Annotated in this window: 18 protein-coding genes; 11 read left to right on the plus strand and 7 right to left on the minus strand. The window is 74.5% G+C overall.

The window, feature by feature from the left end:
- Positions 1–231: 231 nt before the first annotated feature.
- Positions 232–1,284: an inosamine-phosphate amidinotransferase 1 gene (locus ACWEQL_RS17145; RefSeq protein ID WP_452151070.1), complete on the plus strand. Its 1,053-nt coding sequence runs from the start codon at positions 232–234 to the stop codon at positions 1,282–1,284.
- A 152-nt stretch (positions 1,285–1,436) separates the two neighbouring features.
- Positions 1,437–2,135, plus strand: coding sequence for an aminoacyl-tRNA hydrolase (locus ACWEQL_RS17150; RefSeq protein WP_452151071.1), 699 nt, complete (start codon positions 1,437–1,439; stop codon positions 2,133–2,135).
- A 282-nt stretch (positions 2,136–2,417) separates the two neighbouring features.
- On the opposite strand, the gene ACWEQL_RS17155 is transcribed toward ACWEQL_RS17150, so the two are convergent.
- Both ACWEQL_RS17155 and ACWEQL_RS17160 read right to left on the minus strand, forming a co-directional pair.
- Positions 2,418–3,185, minus strand: coding sequence for a hypothetical protein (locus tag ACWEQL_RS17155; protein ID WP_452151072.1), 768 nt, complete (start codon positions 3,183–3,185; stop codon positions 2,418–2,420).
- Positions 3,182–4,105, minus strand: coding sequence for an ABC transporter ATP-binding protein (locus ACWEQL_RS17160; protein WP_452151073.1), 924 nt, complete (start codon positions 4,103–4,105; stop codon positions 3,182–3,184). The genes ACWEQL_RS17155 and ACWEQL_RS17160 overlap by 4 nt, the downstream gene beginning before the upstream one ends.
- Positions 4,106–4,278: 173 nt before the next feature.
- On the opposite strand from ACWEQL_RS17160, the gene ACWEQL_RS17165 reads away from it, so the two are divergent.
- Together ACWEQL_RS17165 and ACWEQL_RS17170 are read left to right on the plus strand one after the other, a co-directional pair.
- Positions 4,279–5,523, plus strand: a complete 1,245-nt coding sequence (locus ACWEQL_RS17165) for a sensor histidine kinase (protein WP_452151074.1) — start codon at positions 4,279–4,281, stop codon at positions 5,521–5,523.
- The gene (locus ACWEQL_RS17170) at positions 5,520–6,281 is read left to right on the plus strand and encodes a response regulator (protein ID WP_452151075.1); all 762 of its coding nucleotides are present in this window, start codon (positions 5,520–5,522) and stop codon (positions 6,279–6,281) included. Before ACWEQL_RS17165 ends, ACWEQL_RS17170 begins: the two co-directional genes overlap by 4 nt.
- A 76-nt stretch (positions 6,282–6,357) precedes the next feature.
- On the opposite strand, the gene ACWEQL_RS17175 is transcribed toward ACWEQL_RS17170, so the two are convergent.
- The 3 genes from ACWEQL_RS17175 to modA all read right to left on the minus strand — a co-directional run bounded on the left by ACWEQL_RS17175 (position 6,358) and on the right by modA (position 9,190).
- Positions 6,358–7,413 carry an ABC transporter ATP-binding protein gene (locus tag ACWEQL_RS17175; RefSeq protein WP_452151076.1) on the minus strand — a complete coding sequence of 352 codons (1,056 nt, stop codon included), beginning with the start codon at positions 7,411–7,413 and terminating at the stop codon, positions 6,358–6,360.
- A 116-nt stretch (positions 7,414–7,529) separates the two neighbouring features.
- The gene (locus ACWEQL_RS17180; RefSeq protein ID WP_452151077.1) at positions 7,530–8,357 is read right to left on the minus strand and encodes an ABC transporter permease; all 828 of its coding nucleotides are present in this window, start codon (positions 8,355–8,357) and stop codon (positions 7,530–7,532) included.
- Positions 8,354–9,190, minus strand: coding sequence for a molybdate ABC transporter substrate-binding protein (gene modA / locus ACWEQL_RS17185; RefSeq protein WP_452151078.1), 837 nt, complete (start codon positions 9,188–9,190; stop codon positions 8,354–8,356). Before modA ends, ACWEQL_RS17180 begins: the two co-directional genes overlap by 4 nt.
- Positions 9,191–9,567: 377 nt before the next feature.
- On the opposite strand from modA, the gene ACWEQL_RS17190 reads away from it, so the two are divergent.
- From ACWEQL_RS17190 to ACWEQL_RS17210, 5 genes are all read left to right on the plus strand, one after another.
- Positions 9,568–10,635, plus strand: a complete 1,068-nt coding sequence (locus ACWEQL_RS17190) for an RNA ligase (ATP) (protein ID WP_452151079.1) — start codon at positions 9,568–9,570, stop codon at positions 10,633–10,635.
- Between the two features lie 89 nt (positions 10,636–10,724).
- Positions 10,725–12,092 carry a cytochrome P450 gene (locus ACWEQL_RS17195; RefSeq protein WP_452151080.1) on the plus strand — a complete coding sequence of 456 codons (1,368 nt, stop codon included), beginning with the start codon at positions 10,725–10,727 and terminating at the stop codon, positions 12,090–12,092.
- A gap of 475 nt (positions 12,093–12,567) precedes the next feature.
- Positions 12,568–13,371: an MHYT domain-containing protein gene (locus ACWEQL_RS17200; RefSeq protein WP_452151081.1), complete on the plus strand. Its 804-nt coding sequence runs from the start codon at positions 12,568–12,570 to the stop codon at positions 13,369–13,371.
- Between the two features lie 278 nt (positions 13,372–13,649).
- On the plus strand, positions 13,650–14,132 hold the full coding sequence (locus ACWEQL_RS17205) for an RNA polymerase sigma factor (RefSeq protein ID WP_452151082.1): 483 nt from the start codon (positions 13,650–13,652) through the stop codon (positions 14,130–14,132).
- A gap of 114 nt (positions 14,133–14,246) precedes the next feature.
- Entirely contained in the window at positions 14,247–15,203 is a 957-nt protein-coding gene (locus tag ACWEQL_RS17210) for a hypothetical protein (RefSeq protein ID WP_452151083.1), read from the plus strand.
- Positions 15,204–15,359: 156 nt separating this feature from the next.
- Here ACWEQL_RS17210 and ACWEQL_RS17215 read toward each other — a convergent pair whose 3' ends face one another.
- Entirely contained in the window at positions 15,360–16,781 is a 1,422-nt protein-coding gene (locus ACWEQL_RS17215; protein ID WP_452151084.1) for a cation:dicarboxylate symporter family transporter, read from the minus strand.
- 149 nt (positions 16,782–16,930) lie between these two features.
- On the opposite strand from ACWEQL_RS17215, the gene ACWEQL_RS17220 reads away from it, so the two are divergent.
- Positions 16,931–18,556: a sensor histidine kinase gene (locus ACWEQL_RS17220; RefSeq protein WP_452151085.1), complete on the plus strand. Its 1,626-nt coding sequence runs from the start codon at positions 16,931–16,933 to the stop codon at positions 18,554–18,556.
- Entirely contained in the window at positions 18,553–19,263 is a 711-nt protein-coding gene (locus tag ACWEQL_RS17225) for a response regulator (RefSeq protein WP_452151086.1), read from the plus strand. Before ACWEQL_RS17220 ends, ACWEQL_RS17225 begins: the two co-directional genes overlap by 4 nt.
- A gap of 18 nt (positions 19,264–19,281) precedes the next feature.
- Here the strand turns inward: ACWEQL_RS17225 and ACWEQL_RS17230 are convergent, their stop codons facing one another.
- Positions 19,282–19,647 carry a PH domain-containing protein gene (locus ACWEQL_RS17230; protein ID WP_452151087.1) on the minus strand — a complete coding sequence of 122 codons (366 nt, stop codon included), beginning with the start codon at positions 19,645–19,647 and terminating at the stop codon, positions 19,282–19,284.
- Between the last annotated feature and the right edge of the window lie 245 nt (positions 19,648–19,892).

Genomic DNA, 19,892 nt, shown 5'->3' on the forward strand with positions numbered 1-19,892 from the left:
ACTGATCGCGAACCGCCGTGCCAGGCCGGGGACTTCCTCCCCACCCCCGCTCCTCCCCTCCGTCCCGTGCGGCCCGCCCGGGACGGCATCTGCTCGCCGTCGTCGGCGGTCCCGTGTCCTCGCCAAGGGGTAGTCATGTCCAAGTCGGCCAGCGTTCCATCGGTCAGCGTTCCATCGGTCGGCGATCGATCGGCCGGCGTTCCGGGGGCCGGGCCGCGGCGCAGTGCCCCGGTGCACAGCTGGGACGAGTTCAGCACGCTGCGCGAGGTGGTGGTCGGCACCGCCGTCGGCGCCCGGCTGCCCGCGCAGACGGACCGCTCGTCCTGGCTGTCCTGCTACCCGAAGACGAGCGCGGCCGAGCTGGCCGCCATCCCGTTCGGCGCCTACCCGCGGCAGGTGGTGGAGGAGACCGAGGAGGACCTCGGCGCCCTGGTCACCACCCTGCGCGACCTCGGCGTCGTCGTGCACCAGCCCGAAGTCGTCGACCACGCCGCCGAGTTCTCCGCACCCGGCTGGCAGGCGGAGGGAGGCTTCCACTCCTACTGCCCGCGGGACCTCACCCTGGTGGTCGGCGAGACCGTGATCGAGGTGGCCAGCCCGATGCGGGCCCGGTACTTCGAGGTCTTCGGGCTGCGCGGGCTGTTCCAGCGCTACCTGAACGAGGGCGCCCGCTGGCTGGCCGCACCCAGACCGCGCCTGGACGACGAGCTGTTCGAGCTGGACGAGGACGGGCTGCCGCTGCTCGGCGAGAGCGAACCGGTCTTCGACGCCGCCAACGTGCTCCGGCTCGGCCGCGACGTGTTCTACCAGGTCTCCCGCAGCGGCAACGAACTCGGCCTGCGCTGGCTGGAGTCCACCCTCGGCCTGCTCGGCGACCTGCGGCTGCACCCGCTGCGCGGCATCTACGGCTACACCCACATCGACAGCACCATCGCCCTGCTGCGGCCCGGCCTGGTGCTCCTCAACCCGGAGCGGATCACCCCGGAGACCGTCCCGGAGCCGCTGCGGGGCTGGGACATCCTCTGGTGCCCGCCCGCCGAACCCCGCCCCGACGCGCCCGCCCACGCCCTCAGCGAGAGCTGGATCAGCATGAACCTGCTGATGGTCGACCCCGGCCTGGCCATCGTCGAGGCCGGCCAGCACGGCCTGATCAAGCAGCTGGAGCACGCCGGCATCTCCGTCCTGCCGCACCGGCTGCGGCACTCCCGGATGCTCGGCGGCGGCTTCCACTGCGTGACCCTCGACATCCGGCGGGACGGCGGACCGGAGGACTACCTCGCGTGATCGCGGGTGCGGCGCACTGGCATCCTTGACGGGTGACCTCTCCGTTCGACATCCCCGCACCCGAGTCCACCGCACCTGCCTCCGCTGCCTCCGAGTCCGCCACGTCCGTGACGACTGCCTCCGGGTCCGCCGCGGCCGAGTCCGCTTCGTCGGTGACGACCGCCTCCGGGTCCGCCGCCGACCAGCGGGACGCCCGGCCGCAGTACGTGCTGCCGTTGGTCGTACGGCTGGAGAAGGCGAGCCCGCCCGGGCGCACGGACGCGCTGGAGACCTCCGCGCGGGCGGTGCTCACCCTGCTCGCCGACCCCCGGGTCACCGAGGCGGACGGGGAGTGGGCCGAGCAGGTCGCGGCCTGGGAGGACGCCCGGATCCGCAAGGTGGTCCGGCGGGCCCGCGGCGGGGAGTGGCGGCGGGCGGGCGAGCTGCCCGGTGTCACGGTGGGTGGACGCGAGGCGGAGGTGCGGGTGTTCCCGCCGATCCCGCTGGACGGGTGGCCCAAGGACCTCGCCAAGCTCCAGGTCTCCGGGACGGACCTGGAGGAAACCGGGCCGGTGGCGGCGCCCGAGCCGGGCCTGCCGGTGCTCTGGCTCAACCCGGAGCTGGAGATGAGCGCCGGCAAGACCATGGCCCAGACCGGCCACGCCGCCCAGCTCGCCTGGTGGCGGCTGGACGACGCCGCACGCAAGGAGTGGGCCGGGTCCGGCTTCGCCCTCGCGGTGCGGACGGCCACAGCGGACGCCTGGGCGGAACTGGTGGCGAGCGGACTGCCGCTGGTCCAGGATGCGGGCTTCACGGAGATCGCCCCGGGGAGCTGCACGGTGGTGGCGGATCACCCGGCGCTGCGCGGGTGACGATATTGGGAATCTGTCATCCGATAGCTGATTTCCGGCGTCTGACCGCTGACCGCTGATTTTCGATTTCTGACCGCCGATCTCTGACGGCTGACGTCCGACCTCCCGTGGCTGAGCGCCGAGAACCGGCAGCTGCCCGATGACATAGGTCATCGGGCAGCTGCCGTCCGTCATCCGTCATCCGTCATCGGATATCGGCCATCGGCCATCGGATATCAGTCATTGGTCATCCGACCGATGAAATCTGAAATCTGAAATCTGTCAGCCGTCACCCGCCTGCCGTCACCCCTCCCGCCGCCCCAGCGCCCGCAGCCCCGCGTACGCCGCCGCTCCGGCCCAGCCGGCCATGATCAGCAGGCCGGTCCAGTGCCCGTAGCCGTACCCGCCCGCCGGGTCGTCGGTGAAGCGCATCGCGTACTGGCCGGCCTTGTCCGGCAGGTACGGGACCAGCTCGCGGATCCCCGGCAGGACGCTCAGCGCGGTGGTGCCCAGGAAGAGCATCGGAGGGATCAGCCCCATCGCGGCGGCCAGGTTGCCGAGGGCGGTGGCCAGGCCGAGGCAGAGCACCACCAGCAGCGGGTGGTACAGCACGGCGGCGGTGAGGCTGCGGCCGAACCCGGCCGTCGCGGGGTCCAGGCCGACGGTGGAGGCGACCGCCAGGTACGAGCCCGCCGCCGAGGCCAGCCCGGTCAGCAGCCCGAGCCCGGCACCGACCGCCAGCTTGGCCCCGTACAGTCGGCCGCGCCGGGGGACGGCGGTGAGCGAGACCGAGATCATCCGGGTGTTGAACTCCTGGCCGATCAGCAGGATGCCGAAGCAGGCCACGGCGACCTGGCCGAAGTTGAGGCCGAAGTACAGGCCGATGGTCGGGTCCTCGCGCAGCGAGGCGTCGGTCGCGCCGTACGCGGCGTTGACGGCGGCGGTGAGGCCGACGGTGAGCAGGACGGCGACCAGCGGGGTGAACCGGAGCGAGCGCAGGGTGGTGAACTTGGTCCACTCCGCGCGCAGCACGGCCGGACCGCCGCCGAGGGGGAGGGGGTGGCCGGTCATGCCGCCACCGCCCGGTACTCGACGCTGTCGGCGGTCATCCGCATGAAGGCCTCCTCCAGTGAATCCTGCTGCAGGGCGATCTCGTAGAGCACCACGCCGTGGTCGGCGGCCACCGCGGCGATCCGCTCCGGTGCCACGCCACTGACCTCCCAGGCGCCACCGGTCACCGGTTCCGCCGCGGCCCCGTCGCCCAGCACCCCCGCCCCGCCGAGCAGGGCGTCCAGCTTGGTCGGATCGACCGCGCGGACCCGGACCCGGGTGCGGCCGTGCCGGTCGAGGAACTCCGGGGTGGCGGCGTCGGCCAGCAGCCTGCCCCGGCCGATCACCACCAGGTGGTCGGCGGTGAGCGCCATCTCGGTCATCAGGTGCGAGGAGACCAGTACCGCCCGGCCCTCGGCGGCCAGGCCGCGCAGCAGGGCGCGGATCCAGCGGATGCCCTCCGGGTCGAGCCCGTTGACCGGTTCGTCCAGCATCAGGACCGGCGGGTCGCCGAGCAGCGCGGCGGCCACCCCGAGGCGCTGGCGCATGCCGAGGGAGAAGCCGCGGATCCGCCGGTCGGCGGCCTCCGCCAGACCGACCCGGGCCAGGACCTCGGCGACCCGGCGGTCCGGCAGCCCGTTGCTGTGGGCGAGCCAGCGCAGGTGGCCCCGGGCGGTCCGTCCGCCGTGGACGGCCTGGGCGTCCAGCAGTGCCCCCACCCGCCGGAGCGGGTGGGCCAGTTCGGCGTAGGGGCGGCCGTCGATCAGCGCGCGGCCGGCGGTGGGCCGGTCCAGGCCGAGGATCATCCGCATGGTGGTGGACTTGCCGGCGCCGTTGGGTCCGAGGAATCCGGTGACCACCCCGGGGCGGACCGTGAAGCTCAGCCCGTCGACCACCCTGGTGCCGCCGTACTCCTTGCTGAGGCCCTGTACTTCGATCACGGCCGTCCTCCCCTCGTTCGGTGCTCCCGGTCGCTCGGTGCTTCCGGCCAGCGTCCTCGCCGGTGGGTCCATTCGACCGCGGCGGCCCCCGGTGGCGGATCCCGCCGGGGAGTGGACGTGCCTCCCTCCCGGGAGGGAGGCCGGGCGCGGCGCTGACCTGGCAGGATGACGCAATGCCCAAGATCTTCGCGCCCTTCCTGCGGGCCGCCACCTATGCGCGCGGGCTGCACCTGCTGCTCGGGCCGCTCTTCGTCGGCGCCGTCCTGATGGTCTATCCGGGGACGGAGAGCCACGGCCCCGCCCGGACCATCGCCGTGGCCGCACCGTTGGACGCGCTGCTGCTGGTGCTGGCCGCGTCGGTGCCGGGGGTGCGCCGGGCGGAGGGTGTCCAGGCACGGCTGCTGCTGATGCCCGCGCAGGAGCGGGACATCGGCGCCGAACCCTCCCGCGGTGGGGCCGACCGCAGGCGGACCGCGGCCTGGTTGATCGGCCGGGTGACGCTCGGGACGGCCCTCGGGGCGACCGGGGTGGCGGCGGTCACCGTCGCGCTCGCGCTGCTGACCGAACCGGCGCCGATCGTCCTCGGTCACCGACTCGCCCAGCCGGGCGGCCGGTTGTGGTACCCGTTGCTCGCCCCGGTGGTGCTGTTCGGCTACGGCTGGCTGGTGGTCTGGGCGGGCCGGCTCCAACTCGCCATGGCTGTGAGGCTGCTGGGACCGTCACCGGCCGAGCGGCTGGCCGAGGCCGAGCAGCGCGCCGAACGGCTGCTGGAGCGCAACCTGTTGGCGCGCGAGCTGCACGACTCCATCGGGCACGCACTGACGGTGACGGTCCTTCAGGCGGGCGCGGCGCGCGAGGTCGGCGATCCGGCGTTCGTCGCCAGGGCGCTGGAGGTCATCGAGGAGACCGGCCGCCGGGCGATGGACGACCTGGAGCGCACGCTGGTCCTGTTGCGCGAGTCCCCGGACGGCACGGCGGTCGAACGGCCGGGCATCGAGCAGCTACCCGCCCTGCTCGACACCGCGCGGGCGGCCGGCAGTCCGGTGGAGGCCCGGATCGACGTTCCCGCGGGGGCGCTGCCGGGGGTGCTCTCCCGGGAGTCCTACCGGATCGTCCAGGAGGCGGTGACCAACGCCCTCAAGTACGCGCCGGGCGAACCGATCACCGTCCGGATCGCCCTGCACGACGGTCAGTTGGAGCTGCGGTGCGCCAACGCGACCCCGGGCCAGGTCGGTTCGCGTGGCTCGGCCCGCGCCGGAGGCCGTACGGGCAGGCCGGGTGCGCCGCGCAAGGGCGGCAAGGGGCTGCGCGGCATCCGCGAACGGGCCGTGCTGCTGGGCGGCGAGGCCTCGGCCGGGGCCGGGCCGGACGAGTGGGTGCTCGCCGTTCGGATGCCCCTACGCTTGGGGCTGCGATGATCGACATCCTGCTGGCGGACGACGAGGAGCTGGTCCGGTTCGGACTGCGGGCGGTCCTGGAGGCCCAGGGCGACCTCCGGGTGGTCGGCGAGGCGGAGGACGGGCGGGAGGCGGTCACCCTGGCGCGCCGACTGCGGCCGCACGTGGTGCTGATGGACGTCCGGATGCCCGGGACGGACGGCCTCGCGGCGACCAGGACGATCCTGGCCGACGCCGGACCCGGTCCCGGACCCGGCCCCGCTGCTCACCCGCAGCCGTCCGCTCACCCGCAGCCGTCCGCGCACCTCGGCCCGAGCGAGGCCCCCGGGCCGGGCGCGACTCCGTGGCCGCCGAAGATCCTGGTGGTCACCACCTTCGAGAACGACGACTACGTCTACCAGGCCCTGCGCGCGGGCGCCGACGGTTTCCTGCTCAAGCGCTCGCGTCCGGCCGAGATCGTGCAGGCGGTGCGGCTGGTCGCGGCGGGCGGGTCGCTGCTGTTCCCGGCCGCGATCCGCCGGCTGGCCGCCGGGCGGGGCAACCCGGCCGCCCGCGAGGCGATGGAGCGGGCCGCGCTGACCGGCCGGGAGGCCGAGGTGCTGCGGCTGATGGCGCGCGGGCTCGCCAACGGGGAGATCGCGGAGCAGTTGTTCCTCGGGGTGCAGACGGTCAAGACGCACGTCAGCGGCGTGCTCGCCAAGCTCGGCGCCCGCGACCGCACCCAGGCGGTGATCGCCGCCTACGAGTCGGGCTTCGTCGAGCCCTCCGACGCGCCGTAGCCCTGCCGGACGGCCCGCCGTAGTCCTGCCGGGCGCCCCGCCGGCCGGCCCGGCAGGCGACCGATCCGGCGAGCGGTCAGGCCGGGTAGGCGTGCGTCTGGGCCGCCTTGACCGCGGCCCAGACCGTGCCGCCCGGGGTGAGGTCGAGTTCGGCCGCGGCCGCCGGGGTGAGGTCGGCGGCCATCGGCAGCACGCCGGCGAGGTCCGCCCGGACCTGGTCGCCGTGCAGGTCCAGGCCCGCCACGGTGAGCTCCCAGACGTTGCGGGCACTGGACTCGGGCCGCTCCCGGTACAGCGTCACGGCCGACGGCGGAAAGGCCACGAAGGCCGGGCCGGTCAGCTCCTCGGTGGTGTGCAGCACCGGCCCGCCGTCCGGCAGGGTGACGCGGTGGCCGTCGGCGGTGCCCTGGTAGAGGTTGAGGCCCACCAACCGGGCGATGTAGTCGGTGCGCGGGTGCCGGGAGATCTCCGCCGGGGTGCCGGACTGCACCTGCCGGCCGTCCTCGATCACCACCAGCCGGTCGGCCAGCACCATGGCGTCCAGCGGGTCGTGCGTCACCAGTACCGCCATCGCCTCGAACTCGGCGAGGGTGTGCCGAAGTTGGGCCCGTACGTCGAGCCGGGTGCGGGCGTCCAGGGCGGCCAGCGGCTCGTCCAGCAGCAGCAGCCGCGGCCGTACGGCGAGCGCCCGGGCGAGTGCCACCCGCTGGGCCTGCCCGCCGGAGAGGTCGCCGGGACGGGCGGCGGCGTGCTCGGCCAGGCCCAGCCGTTCCAGCCAGCCGGCCGCCTCGGCGCGGGCCTCGCGCCTGGGACGTCCCTGGCAGCGCGGGCCGAAGGCCACGTTCTCGAGCGCGCTGAGGTGCGGGAAGAGCAGGTAGTCCTGGAACACCACGCCGACCGGGCGGTGCTCGGCCGGGGTGTGCAGGCGTTGCGCCGGGTCCTCCAGGGTGCGTCCGTCCAGGCGCAGGTGGCCGGAGCTGAGCGGGAGCAGCCCGGCGAGGGCACGCAGCGCGGTGGACTTGCCGGCGCCGTTCGGCCCGAGCAGGGCGACCACCTCGCCGGGGGCGGCGGTGAGCGCGAGGTCGAGGGCGAAGGCGGCGCGCTCGACCCGCAGCAGGGCGTCGAGGGTCATGATTCACATCCTCCTACGGCGGTACGGGCCGTCGGCTCGGCGGGTCCGGTGGGGCCGGTGGGGCCCGGTGGGTGCCGGTCGTACGCCACCGCACGGCAGGCCCCCACCGGTCCGCGCTACGGCGTCGACATCCAGCGGTCGCGCAGTCCCGCCAGGACGGCCACCGAGACCAGCAGCAGGACCAGGCTGAGCGCGATCGCCGCCTCCGGTTCGGACTCCATGGCGAGGTAGACCGCCAGCGGCATGGTCTGGGTCTTGCCGGGGAAGTTGCCGGCGAAGGTGATCGTGGCGCCGAACTCGCCCAGCGCCCGCGCCCAGGCGAGCACCGCCCCGGCGCCGATGCCGGGGGCGATCAGCGGCAGGGTCACCCGGCGGAAGGCGGTCAGCCGGGAGGCGCCGAGGGTGGCGGCGGCCTCCTCGTAGCGCGGGTCGGCGGCCCGCAGCGCGCCCTCGACGCTGATCACCAGGAAGGGCATCGCCACGAAGGCCTCCGCCAGCACCACGCCCGAGGTGTGGAACGGCAGGGTGATCCCGAACGCCGAGTCCAGCCACTGGCCGACGATCCCGCGCCGGCCGAGCACCAGCAGCAGCGCCACGCCGCCGACCACCGGCGGGAGCACCAGCGGCAGGGTGACCAGCGCCCGGACCAGCCGCCGGCCGGGGAACTCCGTACGCGCCAGCAGCCAGGCCAGCGGCACCCCGAGCACCAGCGACACCCCCGTGGCCGCCGTCGCGCAGAACAGGGACAGCCGCAGCGCCTCCCAGACCTCCGGGCTGGTCAGCTGCTCCGGCAGGCTGCGCCAGGGCGCCCGGATCAGCAGCCCGACCAGCGGGAGGACCAGGAAGGCGAGCCCGAGCAGGGCGGGGAGCAGCAGCGCGACCGGGGGCCGGCGGGAGTGCCGCCGGCCCCTCTGCGCGGTGGTCGTGGTGGTGCGGGTGCTCACGGGGACTGGAAGCCCGCCGCGGTGAGCACCTGCTCGGCCTCGGCCGACCGGACGTAGGCGACGAAGGCGGCGGCGCCGTCCTTGTTGGGCGCCTTGGCGAGCGCGACGATCGGGTAGTCGTTCACGGCCTTGTCGGCCTCGGGGAAGTCCACGCCGTCGATCTTCGCAGCATCGGCCTTCACGTCGGTCCTGTACACGAGGGAGGCGTCGACCTCGCCCAGTTCGACCTTGGTGAGCGCGCCCTTGACGTCCTGCTCCAGGGTGACCGGGGTGAGGTTGACCCCGGCGGCCTTCAGCGCGGTCTCGGCGGCGGCGCCGCAGGGCACCTGCTTCGCGCAGAGCGCGACCTTGACGCCGGGCGCGGTGAGGTCCTTGAGGCCGGTGACCTTCTTGGGGTTGCCCTTGGGGACGGCGATGGTGAGCGTGTTCCGGACGAAGGTCTTCGGCTCGCCGTTCGCGCCGCCCGCGTCGGTGACGGTCTTCATGGTGGCCGGGCTGGCGGCGGCGAAGACGTCCGCCGGGGCGCCGGAGTTGATGCTGGTGGCGAGCGAGGAGCTGCCGCCGAAGTTGAACCTCACCTTGGCGCCCGGGTTGGCGGACTCGAACTTCTTGCCGAGCTCGGTGAAGCTCTCCTTGAGCGAGGCCGCGGCGAAGACGTTGATGTCGCCGGACACCTTCGCGGTGCCCGCGCTGCCGCCGGTGGTGGCGGCGCTGCCGGTGGCACCGGTGCTCTTGCCGCCGTCGCTGCCGCAGGCGGTGACCCCGAGGCCGAGGGCGAGGGCCGCTGCGGCGGCGACGGCGAGTCTGCGGGTGCGGGGCCTGGTCCTGGTCATCGGAGCGCTTCCTTCCCGGACGCGCCGGGAGGGGCGCGAAGCCTGAGTGCCGCAGCTGCGGCCGTTATGGCGATCATAGTGCCGCAGTTGCGAGGGATAAATCCCCTGTCTCATCGCACAGGCGGCCGTGACGGGCCCGGTGGGCCGGTCTGTGCGATGCCCCGAACACCCCGCACGGTCCCGTGGCCGCAGTGGTCGGAGCGGCCGGAGTGGTCGGAGCGGCCGCAATACCGCCCCGCGACCCCACCCGCCGGAGGCCGCCGCAGCGGGAAAACCCCTGGCCCCGGGCCGGGCCGACCGGCAGAGTGGGCGGGGTGTCCGGCGGGCGGGTCCGCCGCTCCGGACCGTCATCGTCGTCCTGGGGGAGGAGCACACCCATGTCCACACTGCGGGTCACCGCCGAGCGGCTGACCGTTCTGCCGCATCCGAACGCCGACGCCCTGGAGCTCGCCCAGATCGGCCTCTACCGCGCGGTCGTCGCCAAGGGCGCGTACCGCACCGGTGATTACGCCCTCTACATCCCGGAGCAGGCCGTGCTGCCCGCGCCGCTGATCGAGGAGCTGGGGCTGACCGGACGGCTCGCGGGCGGCAACGCCGACCGGGTCAGGGCGGTACGGCTGCGCGGCGAGCTCTCCCAGGGCATCGTCTGCCGTCCGGGGGCGGTCGCCGGGACGGACCTGGCGTCCGCCGCCGACCGCGGTGAGGACTTCGCGCCGCTGCTGGGCGTCACCAAGTGGGTGCCGCCGATCCCCACCACGATGAACGGGGACGTGGAGCGCGCGCCCGACCTGCTGCCCTGGGTCGACATCGAGAACCTCAAGCGCTACCCGGACGTCTTCGAGCCCGGCGAGCCCGTGGTGCTGACCGAGAAGCTGCACGGCAGTTGCTGCCTGGTCACGTACCACGCCGCGACCGGCGAGGTGCAGGTGTCCTCCAAGGGCATCGGCGCCCAGGGGCTGGCGCTGGTCGAGGACGGCCGCAACCTGTACTGGCGGGCGGTGCGGGCGCACGGGATCCCGGCGGTCGCCGCCCGGCTGGCCGAGCGGCTGGGCGCCGAGCGGGTCGGCGTCTTCGGCGAGGTCTTCGGCACCGGCGTGCAGGACCTCACGTACGGCGAGAGCGGCCGCGGCGAGGTGCCCGGGTACGCGGCCTTCGACGTGTCGGCCGTGGTGGGCGGGGAGCTGCGCTGGCTGTCGGCCGCCGAACTGCTGGACGGCGAGCTGCCGTTGGTGCCCGAGCTGTGGCGGGGCCCGTACGACCCGGACACCGTGCTGGCGCTGGCGCAGGGCCGGGAGACCGTCTCGGGACGTGAACTGCACATCCGCGAGGGCGTGGTGGTCCGTCCGCTGACGGAGCGGTACAGCCCGGTGGTCGGCGGGCGGGCGATCGCCAAGGTGGTCGGCGACGCCTACCTCACCCGCAAGGGCGGCACCGAGTACGAGTGATCCGTCCGGCCGTACTTCGTCCCGCCCCTACCTCCGGTGGCTACCCGTCAGTAAGGTTGAGGGCCGCCACTGGAGGAGGGGACAGCGCGATGACCACTGCCACCCGGATACCCGGCCCGGCCGGGCTGCCGTTCATCGGGTCGATGCTCGACCTGATCCGGCGCCCGCTGCCGACCTACCTCGCCGCGCGCCGCGACTACGGGGACGTGGTCCGCTTCACGGCCGGGCCGCCCGGGCTGCGGGCGGAGTTCTTCATGGTGTCCTCCCCGGAGGGCGCGCAGCAGGTGCTCGGCACCGAGGCGGCCAACTTCCGCAAGGAGAACGCCTTCTACGACGAGTTGCGGACCAGCGTCGGCAACGGCCTGCTGACCAGCCAGGACGCCGACTACCTGCGCCAACGGCGGCTGGTCCAGCCGCTGTTCACCCGCCGCCGGGTGGACACCTACGCCTCGGCGATCGCCCTGGAGGCGGACGCGCTGGCCGCCCGCTGGCGGGCCGTCCCGGACGGGGTGGTGGACGCGGGGACGGAGATGTCCCGCTTCACGCTGCGGGCGGTGGCCAGGATCCTCTTCGGCGCCGACGTCGAGGCGGCCGTGGAGGTCGTGCACCGCAGCTTCCCGGTGCTGGGCGAGTACATCCTGGAGCGCGCCTTCGCGCCCGTCCGCACCCCGTGCTCCTGGCCGACGCCCGCCAACCGCCGGGGCGCCGAGGCGCAGCGGGACCTCTACGGGATCTGCGACCGGATCATCGCCGAGCGCGCGGTCCGTCCGGACGGGGAGGGCGCCCGGCCCGACGACCTGCTGCAGCTGCTCGCCGACGCCCGTGGCGAAAACGGCGAGAGCCTGGACGCGGCCGAACTACGCGACCAGGTGCTGGTCTTCCTCCTGGCCGGGCACGAGACCACGGCCACCTCGCTGGCCTTCGCGCTGCACCTGCTGGCCGGGCACCCCGAGGAGCGCCGGCGGGCGCGGGCCGAGGCGGACGGGGTGCTGGGCGGCCGGGCGCCGCGGGCCGAGGACCTGGAGGCGCTGCCGTACCTGACCCGGGTGCTGAAGGAGGCGATGCGGCTGTTCCCGGCCGCGGCGCTGGTCGGGCGCCGTTCGGTCGCGGAGTCGGTGATCGGCGGGCACGTCGTCCCGGCGGGTGCCCAGGTGGTGCTGGCGCCGTGGGTGACGCACCGCCACCCCGACCACTGGGAGGACCCGGAGCGCTTCGACCCGGAGCGCTTCCTGCCGGAGCGGGAGAAGGCGCGGCACCGCTACGCCTGGTACCCCTTCGGCGGCGGCCCGCGGGCCTGCATCGGCCAGCACTTCTCGATGCTGGAGTCGGTGCTGTCGCTCGCGGTGCTGCTGCGGGAGTTCGACTTCGAGGTGGTGGACCGGGAGGTGCCGCTCGGGCAGGGCATCACCCTGCGGGCGGACGGGCCGATGCGGATCCGGCTGACGCCGCGCGGCTGAGCCGGCGGGCGCGGTGTCCCGGGTCGGGGCGCGGCGCTCGACGCCCGGATCAAGGGCCTGGGACGGAACCGGAGTTCGGCGCCCGGGGACGGTGCTCGGGGATGATGTCCGGCCCCTGCGCTCGGCCCCCTGCGCCCGGCCCCCGGTGCTCGGCCCCGTGCGGGCCGCGCGTCCGTTGCCACAGGCGGGCGGTCGGCATACGAGGGATCCATTCGAGCACAGCGCCCCCGAAGCGCGGGCGGCTTTTCATATCTTCACGTGATCGCTTTCCGGGCGTCGGTAGCGTCCCACGCACCCCGAACCGGAAGCGCACGTGTGGGCGGCATATGTGGGCGTCCGCTCGCCGCCGGAGCCGCTCGCCGCCGGAGCCGACCGTCACCGGAGCCGACCGTCACCGCCTCCCGGAGACCGCCCGGTACCGGGGAGCCCGGAGCAGAGCGAACCGCCCCGGGCCCGACCGGTCGACGGAGGTCCCATGGGCACCATGAACCACTTCAGCCTCGGCTGGCTCACCCCCCTGCTGTCGTACGCGATGGCCTGCGGGGGCGCCGCCCTGGGCCTGCGCTGCACCCTGCGGGCGCTCTCCGCCACCGGGAGATCCAGACGCAACCGGCTGCTCGCCGCGGCCGCCTCGATCGGCTCCGGCATCTGGACCATGCACTTCGTGGCGATGCTCGGCTTCACCGTGGACGGCGCCGACCTGCGCTACGACGTGCCGCTCACCGCGCTCAGCCTGGCCGTGGCCGTCCTGGTCACCGGCCTCGGGGTGTTCGCCCTCGGGTACGGGCGGCGGCGGGGGACCGCCCTGCTGACGGGCGGCCTCACCACCGGGCTCGGCGTCGCCGCGACGCACTACCTGGGCATGGCTGCGGTACGGCTGCGCGGCGGTCTGCGCTACGACGCCGGCACCGTCGCGCTGTCGGTGCTGGTCGCGGTCGGCGCCGCCACCGCCGCGCTCTGGGCCGCCGTCACCGTCCGCAACCTGTACGCGGTCGGCGCCGCCGCGCTGGTCATGGGCCTCGCCGTGAGCTGCATGCACTACACCGGGATGGCCGCCGTGCACGTCCACATGGAGCCCGCGCGCACCGGGCCGGGCGGCACCGGCCCGATGCAGTTCGTCTTCCCGCTGGCCGTCGGGCTCGGCTCCTTCCTCTTCCTCGCCGCGGCGTTCGTCGCGCTCTCCCCGACCGCCCGGGAGCGGGCCGCCCGGAAGGAGGCCGGCGAGCTGGCCATCGAGGAGTTCCGCCCGGCCTCCGAGCCGCGCCGCGACGCCGCCTGAGCCGTCACCCGTGCGCGAGACGCGCTGACATGGTGCTGCCTCCTCGCTCAAGTGCCGTGCCCCGGCGGGGAGTCGGCGCGGTCCGCCGCCCCCGTTCCGCGTCCGGTCACGAAATGCACACGAATGACTGCGGACGGTGGGATGACGAACTATGATGTGACCTGCATCACAATCGGCTTGCCGGTTACCGATTTCCGAGGTGGGGCGCCATGGACGCGGTCGGTGGGTGTGCGAATGACGGTCGCGGCGGCGAATTCGACCGCGCGTTCACGGAACTGATGCCGAGGCTCCGGCGCGCGGCCCTCTCCCTCACCGGAAGCCCGGTCGCGGCCGAGGACGTGGTGCACGACGCGTACCTGCGCCTGGCCCGCCGGCCCGAGCGGTTCCTGGCCCATCCGCAGCCGTACGCCTACGCGTTCACCGCGATGGCCAACCTGGTCCGCGACCAGTGGCGCCGCGAGCACCGCGAACGCCACCGGCGTCCCGTGCCGGGCGCGGTCGGACCGGGCCCGGCCGGGGCCGACCCGTACGGCGGGGGGCTGGTCGAGCTCCAGGCGCACTGGGAGGTGATCCGGCTGCTCGGCCGGCTGAGCGTCAAGCAGGCACGGGTGCTCCTGCTGGTCGACCTCGTCGGCTACAGCGTGGACGAGGCCGCCGAACTGCTCGGCCTGCACCGCAGCACCCTGCACGTCACCCGGCGGCGGGCGCTGCGCCGGCTGCGCGCCGACCTGGAGCGCGAGCGCGGGGCCGGGGGCGACTGAACGGCGCCGCACGGCGGCGGGCACGGTTCGGCGGGAGCCGCCGACGCGCCGGACTGACGCGCCGGACTGACGGCATGTCAGCCGATGCGGTGGCCCGGTCGTACGCTGAAAATCGTGATCACGCACCAGGACCACAGCCTGCGCACGCTGGCGGACGAGGGCCGCTGGCCCGAACTGCTGCGCCGCTACCGGCAGCGCCGGGGCGCCGTCGCGGCGGCCGACGGAGAGGAATGGGCGGCCGCCGAGACCGCGCCGCTCGGCCACCTGATCGCCCGGAGCGCTCCGCCCGAGGTGGCCGCCCGGCTGTTCGACCCGGACGGCGGCCCCGGCACGGCCGCCGGGGTCGCGGACCACGACGCCGGCCCGCTCTGGGAGGTGCTGGCCACCCGGCACTCCTGGCTGCGGCTGGCCCCGCTGCTGGGCCCGGCACCGGTGCGCCGGCTGGTCGCGCACACCCGGGTGCTGATCGGTGAGGACCTCTCGTACGGGGCGGAGCCCGACCCGGAGGGGGTGCCGCTGCTGCTGGAGCCCTGGGAGTCGGCGGGCTGGGGCGAGGGCGGCCGGGTGCGGGAGTACCCGAGCGGCGGCGGCTCGCGCAGTGCACTGCTGGTGCTGCCGGCGAGCCGGGAGGGGCTGGGCCCGGTGGAACTGCCCGTCCCCGGCGGCCGGCAGCCCGGCCAGCGGGCGACCCGGCTGCTGACGGCGCTGGCGCCGTGGCCCGAGGTGACCTGCGTACGGGGGCCGGCGCCGCTGGCGGCCGCGCAGTTCGCGCCGGGCGCGCGGGTGACCGGCGGCTACCTGCCGTTCCCGGCGGCCTACCCGGCGCTGGTGCAGGCCGGTGGCGCGGCCCGGTCGGACGGCGCGGCGCTCGGACGGCTGGCGCTGTGGCGGGCGCTGGCCGCGATGGCGGGTGCGGCCGGGCCGGACCGGGTCGAGGTGAACGCCCTGGTGGCCCGGATGCGCTGCTTCACCTGGTGCGACCCGTCCGACGAGCTGCGCCATCTGCACCTGGCGCTGGAGGACCCGGCGAGCGGCCTGAGCTGGGCGGTCAGCGGGTCCGAGCCGGCCTGAGCCGTGCCGTCGGCGGGTCCGGACCGGCCTGAACCGCCCCCGATGATCCGCGCCGCGGAAGTGGAAAGCGGAAAGAGGAAAGTGGAAAGTGGAAAGGCCCTGGCCCGGCGCCCTCCGGGGGTTGGAGGGAGGGCGCCGGGCCAGGGGGTACGGGGGTCAGGCGGCGGTGGGTGCCGTGCTCTGCGCCGGTACGGGCTGCCCGTCGGGGGCGCTCCGCCCGTCCGGGGTGGCCTGCCCGTCGGGCTCCGCGGCGGGGTCGTGGACGTCCACCAGGGTCCGCTCGTCGAAGGGCAGTTCGCCGGCCAGTACCAGGCGGGCCCGCTCGCGGTCGAGCTCGCCGGTCCAGTGGCCGATCAGCACAGTGGCGACCGCGTTGCCCGCGAAGTTGGTGAGCGCGCGGGCCTCCGACATGAAGCGGTCGATGCCGACGATCAGGCCGACGCCGTCCACCAGTTCCGGCTTGTGCGACTGGAGGCCGCCGGCCAGGGTGGCCAGGCCCGCCCCGGTGACACCGGCGGCGCCCTTGCTGGCGATCACCATGAAGACCAGCAGCGAGATCTGCTCGCCGAAGGACATCGGCTTGTCCAGCGCCTCGGAGACGAAGATCGAGGCCATCGTGAGGTAGATCGCGGTGCCGTCCAGGTTGAAGCTGTAGCCGGTCGGCACGGTGATGCCGACGACCGGGCGGCTGACGCCCAGGTGCTCCATCTTGGCGATCAGGCGGGGCAGCGCGCTCTCCGAGGAGGAGGTGGAGAGGATCAGCAGGAACTCCCGGCCGAGGTAGCGCAGCAGGGTGAGGATGTTCACCCCGGCGACCAGGCGCAGCAGCAGTCCGAGCACCACGATCACGAACAGCGCGCAGGTGACGTAGAAGCCGATCATGATGACGGCCAGGCTCTTCAGCGCGGCCGCGCCGGTCGCCCCGACCACCGCCGCCATCGCGCCGAAGGCCCCGATCGGCGCCACCCACATGATCATCGCCATGACCCGGAACACCAGCCGCTGGACGTGCTCCACCCCGCGCAGCACCGGGGCGCCGGCCGGGCCCATCGCCTGGAGGGCGAAGCCGACCAGCAGCGCGACCAGCAGGGTCTGCAGCACCTTGCCCTCGGTGAGGGCCGAGAGCAGGCTGGTCGGGATGATCCCGAGCAGGAAGTCGGCGGTGGACTGGGCCCCGCCGGCCGCGGCCTGGGCGTGGCCGGCCTTGCTGAGCGCCTGGGTCAGGTGGAGTCCGGAGCCGGGCTCCAGCAGGTTGCCGACCACCAGGCCGATCGCCAGGGCGACCGTCGACATGGTCAGGAAGTAGCCGAGGGCCAGTCCGCCGACCCTGCCGACCTTCGCGGCCTTGGTGACCGAGCCGATGCCCAGCACGATGGTGCAGAAGATAACCGGGCTGATCATCATCTTGATCAGATTGACGAAGCCGGTGCCGACCGGCTTCAGCTCCACCGCGAAGTCCGGTGCCACCAGCCCCACCGCGACCCCGGCGATCACCGCCGCGATCACCGCGAGATAGAGGTAGTGGGTGCGGTCCCGGCGTCTGCCCCCCGCCTGCTGCGCTGCTGCGCTGATCGACATCTGCGGCTCCTTCGCCCTGCTGTCCTGGCGGCCCCGGGTGGTGGGCCGCTCCGACTATGGGGCCGGGCCGTGACGTGGGTCACGCTTGCGTTCATAGAGTTCACCGCGCACCGGGGGCCGGGCACCGGCGGTGGTGCACACTGTCTGGCATGTCCGTGCGCACGTCCCCCGCCGCGCGCCGGCGGGTGCGCAGCCTCGCCGGGCAGCTGTTCGTCGTCCAGGTCGTCATCGTCGCCGCCGTGGTGGCCGGTGGCGCGGTCCTCGCGTACCTGTTCACCGCCGGCCGCGCCGAGGAGGCGGCCCGGCAGCAGGTCACCGCGGTGGCCCGCGCGGTGGCCGACTCGCCCTCGGTGCGCGCCGCCGTCGCGGGGCCCGACCCGTCCGCGGTCCTCCAGCCGTACGCCGAGCGGGTGCGGGTGGACACCGGGGTCTCCTTCATCACCGTGATGGACCTCGACGGGGTGCGCTGGACGCATCCGCTGCCCGAGCAGATCGGCCGGCCGTTCCTCGGGCACATCGACTGGGCGCTGGCGGGGGAGACCCGCAGCGAGACCTACACCGGCACCCTCGGCCCCTCGGTGCGGGTGGTCACCCCGGTGCTGGACGAGCGGCGGCGGGTGATCGCCCTGGTCAGCGCGGGCGTCACGGTGCGGTCCATCACCGACCAGCTGCGCGGCCCGCTGCTGGCGCTGGTGGGCGTGGCCGGCGCCGCGCTCGCCCTCGGCGGGCTCGGCACGTACCTCGCCAACTCCCGGCTGCGGCGCCACACCCACGGCATGGGCGCGGCCGAGCTCAGCCACCTGTACGACTACCACCAGGCCACCCTGCACTCGGTGCGCGAGGGCCTGGTGCTGCTCGACCGCGCGCACCGGGTGGTGCTCTGCAACGACGCCGCCCGCGAACTGCTCGGCCTCGCGGGCGAGGTGGAGGGCCGGCCGGTCGCCGGACTCGGCCTGCCGGCCGCCCTGGTGCGCGCGGTGACCGGGCCGGAGCCGGTCCGCGACGAGATCCACCTGACCGCCGAACGGGTGGTGGTGCTCAACACCTCCGCCGTCGGCGAGCGGCTCGGCATCGTGCTCACCCTTCGCGACCACACCGAACTCCAGGCGCTCAGCGGCGAGTTGGACTCGGTGCGGGGCTTCACCGAGGCGCTCGGCGCGCAGGCCCACGAGGCCGCCAACCGGCTGCACGCGGTGGTCTCGCTGATCGAACTCGGCCGCCACGACGAGGCGGTGGAGTTCGCCACCGCCGAACTCGCCCTCGCCCAGCGGCTCACCGACCGGGTGGTCGACGCCGTCGGCGAACCGGTGCTCGCCGCGCTGCTGCTCGGCAAGGCCGCCCAGGCCGCCGAGCGCGGCGTGGAGCTGACCCTCACCGAGGACAGCCGGATCGACGACGGCGTCCTGCCGCCCGGCCTGCCCGCCCGCGACCTGGTCACCCTGCTCGGCAACCTGGTCGACAACGCGGTGGACGCCGCCATCGCCGGCGCCGCCGCCCACCCCGGCCCGCCCGAGGTCACCGTCACCGCCCGGATCGACGACGGCCAGCTACTGCTGCGGGTCGCCGACACCGGCACCGGCATCGAACCGGACGCCGTCGCGGACGTGTTCACGCGCGGCTGGAGCACCAAGCAGGACGGCCGCGGCCACGGGCTGGGGCTCGCGCTGGTCGCCCAGGCCGCCCGTCGCAACGGCGGCACGGTCACCGTCGGCCGCGAGCACGGCGCCGTACTCACCGTCCGGCTCCCGCTCCGGCGCACCCTGGAGGCGCGGTGACCGGCCGTCCGCGGATCTCCGTGCTGGTGGTCGAGGACGACCCCGTGGCCGCCGCCGCGCACGCCCTGTACGTGGAGCGCGAGCCCGGGTTCCGTACCGCCGGGACGGTGCACGGCTGCGCCGACGCGCTGCGCTTCCTGGAGCGCGCCCGCGCCGCCGGCGCCCCGGTCGACCTGATCCTGCTCGACCTCCACCTCCCCGACGGCCACGGCCTGCGGCTCTGCCGCACCCTGCGGGCGGCCGGCCACGCCACCGACGTCATCGCGGTCACCTCCGCCCGCGACCTGGCGATGGTCCGCCAGGCCGTCTCGGCGGGCGTGGTCCAGTACCTGCTGAAACCGTTCAGCGCCGCCGCGCTGCACGACCGGCTGGAGCGTTACGCCCGCTACCGCGACACCCTGGGCCGCACCGGCGAGGCCACCGGCCAGGAGGAGGTCGACCAGGCGCTCGCCCTGCTGCGCACGCCCGAGCGCAGCGCGCTGCCCAAGGGGCTGAGCGCGCCCACCCTGGACACCGTCGCCGGGGTGCTGCGCGCCTCCGTCACCGGCCTGTCGGCGGCGGCCGCCGGGGCCGCCGCCGGGGTCTCCCGGATCACCGCGCGCCGTTACCTGGAGCACCTGGTGGACACCGGCCGGGCCGTCCGCGAGCCGCAGTACGGCCAGGTGGGCCGCCCCGAGCTCTGCTACCGCTGGCGCGGCGGCGGCTGAGGCCCGGCCGGGCCGGGGTCAGCGGCAGACGTACTGGGTGAGCAGGGCCTGCACCTCGTAGATGTCCACGCCCTTGGTGAAGTTCTTGGAGATCGGCAGACCGCCGCCGGTGATCCAGATCTTCAGCTCGGCGTCCAGGTCGAACGAGCCGGCGGTCTCCACCGCGAAGTGGGTGATCGAGCGGTACGGGATCGAGCGGTACTCGACCTTCTTGCCGGTGATGCCCTGCTTGTCGACCAGGATCAGCCGGCGGTCGGTGAACAGGAAGACGTCGCGCAGCAGTTGGTAGGCGCCCTGCACCTGCTCGCCCGGGCCCAGCAGCCGCGCGTACTCGTTATGGGCCTCGGCGTTCTCGATCTGGTGGGCGTTTCCGAACAGGGCCATCGGCCGGTCCTCTTCTCCTCGGGCACCCGGGCGGGTGCGCTGGGCACGAGTCTGGCACGCCGATGATCTTGGGTCGCCGTCATGTCGGCCCGTGCCTGCCGAGAATTGTCCGCGCCCCGCCCGTTACCTCATCGGGCCTCACTCGTTGGGTGGGCGGGGGTGTCATCACCCGGACGAGTGGTTCCCCGGGGCCCGGGTGTCCCCACCCAGGTCAGGGCCGGTAAAGTTAGGCTTACCTAACTTAT

It is taken from the genome of Kitasatospora sp. NPDC004240, assembly GCF_053603215.1.